Annotated in this window: 16 protein-coding genes; 2 read left to right on the forward strand and 14 right to left on the reverse strand. The window is 28.1% G+C overall.

Going from position 1 to position 13297, the window contains the following annotated elements; translation table 11 throughout:
* Positions 1-92: 92 nt before the first annotated feature.
* From ACVHXK_RS02155 to ACVHXK_RS02195, 9 genes are all read right to left on the reverse strand, one after another.
* Complete coding sequence (locus ACVHXK_RS02155) at positions 93-1109, reverse strand: ABC transporter substrate-binding protein (RefSeq protein WP_461204707.1); 1017 nt, start codon at positions 1107-1109, stop codon at positions 93-95.
* Positions 1110-1411: 302 nt separating this feature from the next.
* Positions 1412-1657 carry a DUF3892 domain-containing protein gene (locus tag ACVHXK_RS02160; protein WP_461204708.1) on the reverse strand — a complete coding sequence of 82 codons (246 nt, stop codon included), beginning with the start codon at positions 1655-1657 and terminating at the stop codon, positions 1412-1414.
* Positions 1658-1931: 274 nt separating this feature from the next.
* The gene (gene trmB, locus ACVHXK_RS02165) at positions 1932-2576 is read right to left on the reverse strand and encodes a tRNA (guanosine(46)-N7)-methyltransferase TrmB (protein ID WP_461204709.1); all 645 of its coding nucleotides are present in this window, start codon (positions 2574-2576) and stop codon (positions 1932-1934) included.
* Between the two features lie 211 nt (positions 2577-2787).
* Positions 2788-3930, reverse strand: coding sequence for an ABC transporter permease (locus tag ACVHXK_RS02170; protein ID WP_461204710.1), 1143 nt, complete (start codon positions 3928-3930; stop codon positions 2788-2790).
* The gene (locus ACVHXK_RS02175; protein WP_461204711.1) at positions 3927-5057 is read right to left on the reverse strand and encodes an ABC transporter permease; all 1131 of its coding nucleotides are present in this window, start codon (positions 5055-5057) and stop codon (positions 3927-3929) included. Before ACVHXK_RS02175 ends, ACVHXK_RS02170 begins: the two co-directional genes overlap by 4 nt.
* Before the next feature lie 9 nt (positions 5058-5066).
* Positions 5067-6002, reverse strand: coding sequence for an ABC transporter ATP-binding protein (locus ACVHXK_RS02180; protein ID WP_461204712.1), 936 nt, complete (start codon positions 6000-6002; stop codon positions 5067-5069).
* A 152-nt stretch (positions 6003-6154) separates the two neighbouring features.
* Positions 6155-6778 (reverse strand): response regulator, encoded by a 624-nt coding sequence (locus ACVHXK_RS02185; protein ID WP_461204713.1) that lies wholly within the window; start codon positions 6776-6778, stop codon positions 6155-6157.
* The gene (locus tag ACVHXK_RS02190) at positions 6768-7895 is read right to left on the reverse strand and encodes a sensor histidine kinase (RefSeq protein ID WP_461204714.1); all 1128 of its coding nucleotides are present in this window, start codon (positions 7893-7895) and stop codon (positions 6768-6770) included. Before ACVHXK_RS02190 ends, ACVHXK_RS02185 begins: the two co-directional genes overlap by 11 nt.
* Before the next feature lie 261 nt (positions 7896-8156).
* Positions 8157-9533: a PhoH family protein gene (locus ACVHXK_RS02195; protein WP_461204715.1), complete on the reverse strand. Its 1377-nt coding sequence runs from the start codon at positions 9531-9533 to the stop codon at positions 8157-8159.
* Positions 9534-9669: 136 nt separating this feature from the next.
* Here ACVHXK_RS02195 and perR point away from each other — a divergent pair, with 136 nt between their 5' ends.
* Both perR and ACVHXK_RS02205 read left to right on the forward strand, forming a co-directional pair.
* Positions 9670-10080: a transcriptional regulator PerR gene (perR, locus tag ACVHXK_RS02200; protein WP_461204716.1), complete on the forward strand. Its 411-nt coding sequence runs from the start codon at positions 9670-9672 to the stop codon at positions 10078-10080.
* 80 nt (positions 10081-10160) lie between these two features.
* Positions 10161-11108: a hypothetical protein gene (locus ACVHXK_RS02205; protein WP_461204717.1), complete on the forward strand. Its 948-nt coding sequence runs from the start codon at positions 10161-10163 to the stop codon at positions 11106-11108.
* Between the two features lie 144 nt (positions 11109-11252).
* Here ACVHXK_RS02205 and ACVHXK_RS02210 read toward each other — a convergent pair whose 3' ends face one another.
* From ACVHXK_RS02210 to ACVHXK_RS02230, 5 genes are all read right to left on the reverse strand, one after another.
* Entirely contained in the window at positions 11253-11855 is a 603-nt protein-coding gene (locus tag ACVHXK_RS02210) for a hypothetical protein (protein WP_461204718.1), read from the reverse strand.
* Positions 11856-11903: 48 nt separating this feature from the next.
* Positions 11904-12080: a hypothetical protein gene (locus ACVHXK_RS02215; protein WP_461204719.1), complete on the reverse strand. Its 177-nt coding sequence runs from the start codon at positions 12078-12080 to the stop codon at positions 11904-11906.
* A 67-nt stretch (positions 12081-12147) separates the two neighbouring features.
* Positions 12148-12336 carry a hypothetical protein gene (locus tag ACVHXK_RS02220; protein WP_461204720.1) on the reverse strand — a complete coding sequence of 63 codons (189 nt, stop codon included), beginning with the start codon at positions 12334-12336 and terminating at the stop codon, positions 12148-12150.
* A 98-nt stretch (positions 12337-12434) separates the two neighbouring features.
* Positions 12435-12614 (reverse strand): hypothetical protein, encoded by a 180-nt coding sequence (locus ACVHXK_RS02225; RefSeq protein ID WP_461204721.1) that lies wholly within the window; start codon positions 12612-12614, stop codon positions 12435-12437.
* Positions 12615-12663: 49 nt separating this feature from the next.
* Entirely contained in the window at positions 12664-13287 is a 624-nt protein-coding gene (locus ACVHXK_RS02230; RefSeq protein WP_461204722.1) for a hypothetical protein, read from the reverse strand.
* Positions 13288-13297: the final 10 nt, after the last annotated feature.

Below are 13297 nucleotides of genomic sequence, written 5' to 3' on the forward strand. Positions count from 1 at the left end.
TTAGTCCCTCCCTGTAAAAATTGTTGCAAATAACAATATATTAGCACAGAAACTGTGCTAATATATTTGATTGTTATATTCTTATTTTTAAACTAGAATGCTAAATCGTAACTATCAGCTGCATTTTCAGCAGTGAAAATTTGGTCTGGAACTATAGTTTCATCTTCTACAGTTTCACCATTGATTACTACTTTTTCAATAACTTCAAATACTGTTGGAGCCATTTTTGGTGAACATTGAACTGAAGCATACATTTCTCCAGCAACGATAGCATCTAAAGCTTCTTTTTGTCCATCAATTGATATTACATATATATCTTCACCAGGAGTAAGTCCAGCATCTTTAATTGCTTGAATTGCACCAAGTCCCATTTCATCATTGTGACAGAATACAACATCTATATTCTCTGCACCTTGAGCTTCAATGATATTAGTCATAACGTCCAATCCTTCAGTTCTAGAGAAGTTAGCAGTTTGCTCAGCTATTATCTCCATATCTGGGAATTGCTCTTCCATAACTTTTCTAAATCCGGCAGCTCTTCCTTCAACAGAAGAAGTTCCTTCAATTCCTCTAAGTTCAACTATTTTAGCATCTTCTCCAGCAGCTTTAGCAGCTAACTCAGCACATCTTTCGCCTTCCCAAGCTTGATCAGAATAAACTGTTGTTACATATTCACCAGTTGTAGTTCTACCAGCTGTTATTACAGGAACACCAGCATCTGCTGCTTCTTGTAAAACGCCTTCTAAACCAGTGTTTTCCATAGGAGCTACTACTAAAACGTCAAGATCTTGTGCTAACATATCTTCTATATTTGCTACATGAGTTGCCATATCATCATTTGCATCAGTGTAAACATAATTAACGCCTTGTGATTTTGCTTCATCTTCCATACTTTCTGTTAAAGCAACCATCCATGGGTTAGGATTTCCACTTTGAGCAAATCCAACTTTTAAATCAGCCATTGATTTTGCATCTTCTGTTTCTTCTGCTGCATTATTAGTATTTTCTGCTGCGTTTGCATCTGCATTATTATTTGCATTTGACCCACAACCAACTAACAAGCTTGTACCCATTGCTAAAGTTAATAACAATACCATCATTTTTTTCATAATTCAATTACCCCCTGATTAATAAATTATTTTAGTTTATACGCTTTCGACAAAAACCGTATATCCATATTTCAATTCTATTATGAAAACGTTATATTGTCAAGTGTAAATTGTGATGTGTCTATTGTTTATTGTAAACAATATTAAATATTATGAACAAATATATAATTCTGAATACTTATTTACTAAAAAAACAGCTTTAAAATTCTCAATTATTCACTTTTATTAATTTATTTCTAACAAAAGAATAAAAGCATTAACATAAAAAAACTTTCTAGCAAACTAAAAAGTTTTTTTATAATTTATATCATCAAGTTATCAATTACTATTGGTAAATTATCTAAATTGTTACCTCTACTACTATCAGGATTGCTCCTTAAGTACTCCTCACCTAGTTTAGAAGTAGCTATAGTAACTCCTTTTATCTCACCTTGTTTTGCTAGTTCCACTGCTTCTACCTTACTTACTAATCTATCATCATCTAATTTATACCCAATAATCTCACCTTTATTATCTTTTTTAATACCTACTATTTCTTTCTTTTCCACATTCTCACCTTCCTTCAATATTATTATTTTCAAAATTTCAAATATATATACATTTTTCAAATAAAAAAAGAAATATAAAGTTGCCAAAATAAAATTTAATTTATACTTGCTCATATTCTCAATTATTTAATGAGTTTTGTGCACGTATAAGTTAATAGTTTAAGTGGTAACTCCATATTTCTACTTTGCTAAAATATATCTTTATTCATATCATTATTTTTAATATTTTTTTAATACTATTACTATATAATGTATAAACTTAATTTAAATCAAATTAATTCCATTTTGCTATCAAAAATTTTGTTTTTATATTCATCTCCATAAATTTCTCTTCATACTCTGTTTTAATATTTTGCTCATTGTACTCAGAATTATGAAGGTCATAAGTCATAAATTTAATCTCAAAACCACTTTGCTTAAAGTATTCTTGTGATTCTTCAAATAATTCATCATCATCAGTTTTAAACCAAATTTCTGAACCCATCTTTAAAAACAACTTATACCTTTCAAGAAAAGTATTATGAGTTAATCTTCTTTTTTTATGTCTGTCCTTGGGCCATGGATTACAAAAATTTATATATATTCTGCTTATTTCATCTTTATCTAAAATTTCATTGATCATCATAATATTCATAGCTACTAGCCTGATATTTTCTATTTCAGCTTCTTGATGTTTTAATAGCGCTTTATATAAAACTTCATCTTTTAAGTCTATGGCAATAATATTTTTTTCATTATACCTTTGAGCTATTCCTCTTGAAAACTGTCCTTTGCCACAACCTAACTCTAAAATAATATCATTTGAATTATTAAATTCTCCACTCCATCTTCCTTTCAATTCTTTTGCTTCATCTAAGGATTTAAACATTCCACTAGCTTCTAATGTAGGCCTAGCTGTCCAATCTTTTCTTAATCTCACTATTTTCACTCCTGTTCATAAATCTATATTTACGCATTATCATTATACTTTATTTAGAGTTAAAAAGCCATATGCAAAGACATATAGTATATAGTTCACAGTTCACAGTTCAGATTATAATGATTATTTTACTACGCAACATCTTAAACTTAATTGAAAATTCTTTAATAAGCATAAATTCATATCAACAACTCTTTAAAACAAGCAGCTTTTACATAAAGCTACTTGTTTTTTCTGTGTTTTTCATTTTACTTGCAGTTATTGCAAAGAAAACAAGTGCAAAAACTAAAAGTACTAATAAATTCAATTTTATATCATAAAAACTTTTGCCCTGTTGTAATTTATCCAGTGCATCTATAGCCCATCTCTGTGGCATAAAATCTGAAATTCTCTGAACTGAATTGGGCATGACTTCTACTTCCCAAAAGCACCCGCCCAACATACATGTTGGTACAATCAATAATGTCGACAAATTTCCCGACTCCGCTGATGATTTAGAAAAAGCCATAATTATCATTCCTAAACCTATAGCACACAAACCAAATAGTACTAATACTATAAATAAATCAATACCCCTAATGAATATATTTATGCCCATTAAGTTTATTAATAACATTACCGATGAAATTTGAATTATAATAATAAAAAGATTTACAAGCATATTTCCTAGTATATATTCTTTCGCAGTAACAGGCGCAGTACAAATCCTTTGATAAGTTCTTTCTCTTCTTTCTTTTAAAATTAAATTAGCAGTGTTAGCAGCTCCATATAATATAAACATTATAAAGAAACCTATTCCCTGCCTACCTACTGTTTTATCAGTATATTGATCTTTTAATTTTTCAGCACTAAATTTAAGATCTCCATCCTTCTGATTTTCATAAATACTATAAAAATCATTTTTATCCCCTTCTGTAGCAATTTCAATATCTTTTAGATTTCTAATATAATAATTAACATAATTCTCAACCCATATCGTTGCGTCTTTACCTTTTATTGATATTATTTCAACATTAGTTTTTTGCCCATTTAATATTGTTTCTTCAAAATTTTCTCCAATAGATAACACAAATGTAACTTCCCCATTTATAACCTTATCTTCGATTTCATCTTCAGTTATTACTTTCTTCTTGAAAATTTCAGTTTCTTCTAAGTAGTCTATCATATCGTCAGATAAATCACTCTTATCATTATTGACTACTCCCATAGTCAACTTTGTAGAATCCCCACTACCAAATACTACTATTATCAAAAAAGTCGACAATATAGGTAACAATATATACGTAAAAATATTGATTTTTTTACTAAACAACAGCTTTAAACTATTCTTAAATATTAACCATATATTGTTCATTTAACATTCTCCTTTCTAAACAATAGTGATGATAAAACCAAGAAAAATATTGCTATACAGATATTGATACCAATTGTTATTCCTACACCGGATATATCGCTATTATAGATAACATTAAATAAGGTACTATTCATCCACCTTACTGGCGAAATCCAACTAATTCTATAAATTAGTTCACTATTAAACATATCTATATTAAGGTATCCTCCACCTAAGAAAACCATAAAAGGTATTATAGTTTGAAGTATTCCATTTAAAGCACCTTCACTAGATACTAATAGCCCTACACCTGTTCCTAATGATATCGCCATTAATAATTCTGATAAAATCAAAATTACAACTATGGATATATTATTCCCCCAATTAACACCCAAAACATATTTACTAAATAATACTACTACAAATACTTGAGCCATTGATGATAAAAATGTACCTACTGTTTTTCCGATAAAAATTTCGCTTTTACTTATGGGACTAATAAGTAATCTTGATTTTGTATTCATATAATCTTCTTTTCTCATATTAAAACCAGCTATTAATGAGGCATACAATATTATTAAAGTTGTCATAGTAATGCCATAATAATCAATTGCTCTTGGCTTAACTTTTTTATTCAAAGAAACCACTTCAGTATAAGTTATATCTTCTTCATTTGTTATTTCACTAATCACTTTAGGATTAAAAGCTACTATTTCTGTAATCACATTATACCGTTGAACATATGTCCTAAAAATGCTTTCTGCAATACTAGCACTCAATGAGTATCTATCGTTTTTATACAAAGTCAAAATATTCTTTTCTGAATCAAATCTAATATAACATGAGTATTCTAGATTTTTAATTAAATTAGTTGCTATTATTTCATCTTCTACTTCTGTAAAATTAACGTTTCCCATTTCTTCAAATCCATTTATAAAATCAATAAAAGTTTCCTTATTAGTTCCACTGCCATCAATCGAATAAATAGCATCTACAGATATATTATCCCCTGCATTTGATGTAGTACCTGACAGGGCAGCACCTAAAATAACCATTAAAACTATAGGCAACGCTATCATTAATGCCATTGATCTTTTATCTCTTAAATCTTGCTTTATACCTTTTATAATCAGACTAATTATTCTCATAAACTCCTCCTAATCTCTTAGCTTTCTTCCAGTTAAAGCTAAAAAAACTGCTTCTAGATCTGGTTGTTTTGTGAAAATATTTTTAATTTCAATTCTATGCTCAGTAAAGAATAAAACTAACTTATCTAAATTATTTGATTTTTTATTACTATATATAGTAATCATATTGTCCTTAATTCTAATATCCTCTACACCAACTACCATTTTCAATTCATCAATATTTATCTCTTCACTATCTCTTACACTTACATTTAATACATTTTTTTCTGTTACTATTGCTTTCAATTCTTCTTTTGTTCCCTCTGCTATTAACTTCCCATGATCAATAATCCCTATTCTTGTACAAATAGTCTCAACTTCTTCCATGTAATGAGATGTGTAAATAATTGTACAACCCATTTTCTGTAGATTTTTAACAGAATTCAAAATATGATTTCTTGATTGAGGATCTATTCCTACAGTCGGTTCGTCCATTATAATTAATTTAGGCCTATGGGCAATAGCACAAGCTATATTCAATCTCCTCTTCATACCTCCTGAAAAAGATTTTGGATAAGTTTTAAATTTATCTTGTAATCCTACAAATTCTAATGCCTCCATAGTTCTTTCTTTTAGCATCTTTCCTTTTATCCCATAAAGCGATGCAAAAAATTTAACGTTCTCGTAAGCCGTTAAATCTTCATAGATTGCAATATCTTGAGGAACCAATCCAATATTACCTTTTATAAAGTTTGAATGTCTTTCTATATCTTTTTCTAAAATCTTAACATCGCCTTTGTTTTTTTTAAGTAAACTACAAAGAATATTTATTGTAGTACTTTTGCCAGCACCATTTGGCCCAAGCAAACCATAAATTTCTCCCTCTCGTATTTGTAAACTAATGTTATCAACTGCACACACATTTCCAAATTTTTTATACAAGCTGTTTATTTCAACTATATTCAAATTATTACCTCCTAAAAATTATCCCATAAAGTCTTCGCTGTTAAACTCTATATTTATATTCTATACTTATTTTTTATTTTTTTTAGTCAATAAAGTCATTTTAATATATGACTAAAGTAATATTTTAAAAAAACACAAAGTAGCCAACCTGGCTACTTTGTTAGGTAATATATAGCTATCTGTGTTCTATGCTTTAATCCTGTCTTTGACAAAATACCACTAATATAATTTTTCACAGTTCCTTGTGAAATAAATAGTTTACCTGCTATTTCTTTATTAGATAATCCTTCTGACACCTCTTTTATAATTTCTTTTTCTCTACTAGAAAAATCATAATTCTCTACAAAATTATTTGTATTCAGTCCTTTTTTAAACTTATCCATAATAATATCTTGAAGAACTATATTTCCTCCATTAACTGCCTTAATGGCATTAATTATAATCTCTGGCGAATTATTTTTAAGCAAATATCCCTTTGCTCCATTCTGTAAAGCTTCATTTATATATGCATCCTCATCAAAAGTTGTTAAAATCAAAGTTTTAGTTTTAGTGTTCTTAGTTATCTCCTTAATAGCTTGCACTCCATTCATTATAGGCATTCTTACATCTAATAAAGCTACATCTATTTTATACTTTCTACATACGTCTGCAGCCTCTCTACCGTTTACTGCAGTTTGGACTACATCTATTTCATTGTCTAAGTTAAGTATTATTTTCAAACTATCTCTAATTAAAGAATCATCATCCGCAATAAGAACTGCTATTTTAGCATTCATTACACCTATCTCCTTTTATAGGAATCAATATAATAATTGAAAATCCATCAAATCCATCAATTATCACTTTTCCACCTAGATTTAGAACCCTTTCTTCAATTCCTCCTAGTCCTAATCCTTTTGTAATATTCATACACCCTACTCCATCATCTTTTGAAGAGAGTTTCAAATATTTGTTTAATTCCTTTATTTCAATATGTAAATTCTTAGCCTTTGAATATTTGATTGCATTTGTCATAATCTCTTTTAGATTATCAAATATTAACTTCCATTCTATATAAGATAATTTAACAATTTCATACTCATAATAATTTAATGATGTATGTATATTACTTTTAGTTTCAAAAGTAGCTATCATCATTTTGAGTCTATTAATACCTAACTCTTCCTTTTGAGGTTTTATATTTTTAAGTGTCACTCTTACACTTTCCATACCTTCTCTCATTACTTTTATTACTTCTGCTATCATAATTTCAGCTTTTTTTTCATCCCTACTAATCAATATTTTAATTGCTTCTAATTGCATTATAGACCCTGATAGAACATGTCCAATATTATCATGTATTTCTTGTGCAATACTATTTCTTTCTTCTATCCTTGTTAAATATTTTAAATTTTCCTGATAATCGTAACTTTTATTAAGTTTATTATTCAATTTAGCTAGTTTCTTTTTTAAATTATATATTTCTTCTTCATAAATTGTTTCCATAGTATTTAACTTTATACTAATATTTATATATGTATAAATAATTAATATAAGAATTAAATACTCTTTATAATAAACAGTATTTATGTAAAACAAAATTATCGTATTTACTATTAAACCCCAGTATATCTTAATCTTAAAAAACTTTAGTACTTCATAAATATTTATAGGCAACAATAGTATAAATCCTTCAAATAAAAAATTATAAGAAACAATTATAACAACACTAGATGCTATAAAAAAAATAATTTTCAGCTTATTATTCTCTACTAAAGAAATCATCAAATCAAAGAAGATATACAGTAAAATCAAAATGATAAAAACATCTCTATTAATATTATTAACTTCAATAAAACTCAAAGTAACATAAAGAAGAATTACAAATTTTAATTTTAGTAAATCATCAAACATTCAATCATTCCTTTTATAAGTATTTATAGTTTATTTTACTATAAATACACTATAAATACTTCCTTATTCATCTTATTTTTCTTACATAATAAAAATAATTTCATATAAGTTTCTATTTTAAAAAAATTTAGTTTAATTCTAATAACAATGTACTCAAAGATCCTTCAATTCATTCTTCTAAGAATCTTTACTTAAATAAAAGATTTTCTTACCACTGGCAAGAAAATCTTCTTCAATTGTGCATTGTACCTTGCCTTAGAATTACAACCTTTTAGACGCTTCAAATGCTAATGGAGATCTCTCACACTCATCATATTTTAATGTAACTTGGCTGCAAAGTTTACTTCCTTTCATTCTTTCCGATGCATAGCATAGTCCATTTGACCTATAATCTAAGAATGGATGATCTATCTGTTCAGGATCTCCAACTAAAACTAATTTAGTACCTTCCCCCACCCTAGTTGTTATAGCTTTAACTTGCTTAGGAGTCAAATTTTGAGCTTCATCTACTATTACCCAGTTTTTCACTATTGACCTCCCTCTTAAAAATGCAACAGCTTCTGTAGTAATTATTCTTCTATCAAATAATTCTTGTATCTTATCTGCTAATTCTCTTTCATTTTTATATCTTTCTCTTTCATTTGAATCAATTAATATCTCAAGATTATCCATTATTGGTCTCATATAAGGAGCTATTTTTTCTTGTTCTGACCCTGGCAAATACCCTATATTTTCGTCCATAGTTATATTAGGTCTACATACTAAAACCCTTCTATATTGTTTTTTTGATACCTCTATTATTTTATGAAGTCCAACTGCTAGCGAAAACAATGTTTTAGCTGTTCCTGCTGGTCCTTTTATAATAACAAGAGGTATCTCCTTAGCATCACATGAAAGTGCTTCAAGCATAAACCTCTGTCCAACATTCCTAGGTGTTATCCCTAATGGCATTTGGTCTTTATAAAATAAAGGTAATATTCTAACACCATCAAATTTTCCTAAGGCTGTATGTTTAGGATTTTGAATTGCTCTAATTATCAAAAATTGATTAATATATAAGTTTACTTCCTCTTGAGCTCCACTTTTATAATTAAATATTGTTAAATCTTTTATTTCTAACCCTTTATTTTGATAAAATCTATTTAATTCTAATTCCTCAATATATATTTCTTTTCTACCTGAATATTGACTTTCATATTCAGGTACTTTTTTCTCATTATAATCATCAACGTTAATATCTACTGTATCAGCTTTTATTCGTTCAAAAATATCCTTAGTTATTAAATAAACATTTTCCCCTTTTTCTTTAAGACCTTTACATACTTGAATAATTCTATTATCCGCTTTTTCTTTATCCCACAGGAACGGAATTTTAGCATCATAATGATTCATCTCTACTCTTAAAATAGAACCATTAGATAATTTTACCCCTTCATTTAATTTACCATTTTTTCTTAGTGAATCAATTAATCTAGCAGCTTTTCTAGCATTTGCACCCAACTCATTATTACTCTTCTTAAAATTGTCTAATTCTTCTAACACTACCTCTGGAATAATAACATTACTATCATCAAATCCATAAATTGCTTGTGGAGAATAAAGTATAACATTTGTGTCTAATACATAAGTTTTTCTCAAAAAATCCCCCCTCTCTTTACAATTATATTAAAGTACTCAAATTATTATCTTAATAAAAATAAATATTATTATATTTGACTGCTAATAACTTTTATTATATAATAATAAGAAGACGGATAATATAAGGATGGTATCAATGAACGAAATTACGAAGATATTCAAAGAAAAAAAATTAAAACTAACGCCGCAAAGAATTGCAGTTTTTAAATACTTAAAATCTACTAATGAGCATCCCTCCGCTGAAACAATTTACAAAGCCCTACAAAAGGATTATCCAACTATGAGTTTAGCTACAGTTTATAAAGCTCTTAAAACTCTAGTCTCTGTTAAGCTTGTTCAAGAATTGAACGTTGGAGAAGGAAATTTTAGATATGATGCAAATGTTGAACCTCACCCTCATATACAATGTATACATTGTGGAAAAGTTGATGATATAATGGGTGTTTCTTATTCTAGTTTAAATGATTCAATAAAAAATTATACCGATTATGAAATACTATCTAATCAAGTTTATTTCTATGGTATTTGCAAAAATTGCAACAACTAATTAAATTAAGGCGAAAGCCTTTTTTTATTTTTATAAATAATTTGGCTGTATACATCATAGAATGTATAGAGGTGATTAAGATGAAATTTAATGTTCTATTTATAAAAAAAAGAAATATAATCTACACATTACTTTTTTTACTTATTTTACTATTATTCATTGTATATTTAAAAACTACTACCACTAAAGATACTTTCACAAATACCTTTTTTGTTTCTGAAACCAATACATATAAATTAGACCTTACCGGTGATGGTGATGAAGATACTTTAAATATAATAACGAATAATGAAGGTAAATATTCAATTATAATAAATACTAATAAAAATAGCATTTCCTTAGAACCACATCAAAACTTGAATAGTTTTGGTAATTCATTAGAATATTGGCCACCCTTATTGAATTTTATTGATATTAACAGAGATAATATTCCAGAAATTCTTTATCAAGCAGGAAATAGTGATAATAAAGCAATACAACATATATTTTCTTTTAATGATAATGATTTTAACAACTTACTATCTCAATATGGCAATATTCTTGGAATTTTAGATATAAGTAATAATAAAACTCCTAAAATTATTTCTGGAATAATTTCCAAAGATAGTATCAATTTTTCTAATTATGTCTACATAAATGATAGTTTAAGTCCTTTTACTTATAATAAAGAACTAAGTATTAAGGACTCTATTACACAATTCATTTCGGTAGTTACTAATAAAGATAAAGAAAAATTCCAGAAATATCTAGAAAATAATATTTCAGAAAATATTAATCAAAAATCTTTAAATACCCTTGAATGTTTAAATTCAAATGATAATTCCTATATATTTGAAAATGGTTTTTTTAAAGATTTGAAATCAAATAACGACGGTATTCCTTGTGAAATAGAATTCACCTGTATGTTAAGACAGCAAAGCCAATATAATAACAATAAATTTATTCATTGTATTTACACCATAATATTTAAAAACGAATACTCAAAAGATAATGATGCATATAAAATTATTAGCATAACCAAGTTATAAACATAAAATATGACCGCTAAAAGCGGTCATATAAAGGGGGATGGGGGGTTTTAGCATAATTTGAGAATTATGATTTCTCATTACTCTCAACATACATTATATAATATATCCATTATCAAACTTTTTATTCACTTGTTGTTAAAACTATTCGATATTTTGTAAATTATTTTTTATAATCTGAATTTTTTCTATATCTTCCTCTGTTGCAAGTCTTTGAATTGCATTTAACAAGTTTATTATATTATCATCATCTGCGCTCATATTTATACTCATATCTATGCTTTCAGTAGTAGCTTCAACTGGATCTATAATGTTGTTTTCTAACGTAAAACCATCCTCTTCTTCATTGCTTGAATTACTATAATAATCACTAAATTTACTTATCAATTCTCTAAAATCCTCAAAATTATTTTCGCTATCGTTAACTAAATCTTCTTGTTCCATTTCATTATATTGATTATTATCCTTATTTACCCCTGTACCCATAGAAGAATTAAATACTTTTAACAAACTTGAAACCATATCATTACTACCATTATTGTTACCGCCATTAGTATTTATATTGGTATTTGCTTTTGATGAAATATTAGCTATTATTTCTAAAACTTTGTTAATATCTACATTAGAAAGCAAATTCATAATACTACTTAAGTCAAAATTCCCTAAAACAGAACCTAAATTTTCTACGCCAAAAGAACTCTTTCCCTCTTCATATACGTTTTTATTATGATGTTTATGTTTGGACATTCATATCACCTCAAATAAATAGGAGGGCATCTTACCCTCCTATAATTTCTATCTGTTACAACAGCAGATACCTTGCGAAGAACCTTGACCACAGCAAAGTAAGAAAATATATACTAACAATGTTCCTGTATTAGGAGATATTATCCCTGTTCTTTTTAAAATTATTAAGAACAAAGCTACTTTGCATGGATTTATTCCAGAACAACAACAGTCTCTACTTGACATTCCTATTCCCCCTCTCATGGGCCCTCGTTTAATGTATTCTAATTTTAATCAACTGTTTCTAAACTATCTAGCATCTACCACATATACTTCCGCAGCTAGTTCCTCCACAGCAAAGTAGGAATAATAACACAAGCGTAATACCTGTATTTGGTGATATAATTCCTGCTCTAAATAAAACTAATAGGAATAAAGCTACTTTACATGGGTCAAATCCACCGCATTTACAATTTGTATCATATCCACATTTTTTTGACATATTTAACCCTCCCTTCCGGGCAATGGTTTTTTGTTTACCATCTAATATTTAATTTTAGTTAATCATTAAATCAAGTTTATAATTCTATTATTTACTTTTTATCTATTGCAGCAAAGACTTTGTTGAGCTCCTTGTCCGCAGCATAGTAAGAATATAAATACTAATATTGATCCTGAATTTTGATTAATTATACCTGCTCTAAATAATATTAATAAAAACAAGCATACTTTACATGGGTCAATACCACAACAACTACAATTATTTTTACATTTTGACATAAAATTACCTCCCCTTTCTGGGCTTTAGTTTAACTACTCTTATTCCACCTTAAGCATCTATTGAAAACTCATCATCATAATTCGTGTTTTTTTCAAATTCATCATTATCTTGTGCTCCTAGTGAATTCAAAAGACTTGATAAATCTCCTCCTCTGCCACCTTTACAACCTTTAGAGCATAACAACCCTATTACAATAAGGATTATTATCCAACTACAGCCACTTCCTCCAAAGCAACTTGATTGGCCTCTGTATCCATAACATGGTGAACATCCACAACATTCATGTTTTCTTTTTGATATTTTCTTCTTGAGTTTCTTACAACGTTTTCTATCTTTTTTACTTCTCAAGCAACAGCAATCATCAAGACACTTAGTATTACAATTCAATTTGCCACATCCACAAGAGTTTCCTATTCCACAAGAGTTTCCTATTCCACAAATGTTTCCAAGTCCACAAGAATTACCATAGCAATTAGAACCACCTAAACCTCTTTTACCTTTGCAACATAGAAGTAATATTAAGATAAATAGGAACAAAGAACTTTGTTTTTTATGCCCTTGTCCACAGTCGCAACTGTTATCTTTTGCACCTCCACCTAACATTCCTTCAATACCACTTCCTGACAATCCGTTCAATAGTGACATTACATTACTCATCTGCGATAAATCCATTTTTTCACCT

It is taken from the genome of Clostridium sp. DL1XJH146 (assembly GCF_054819755.1).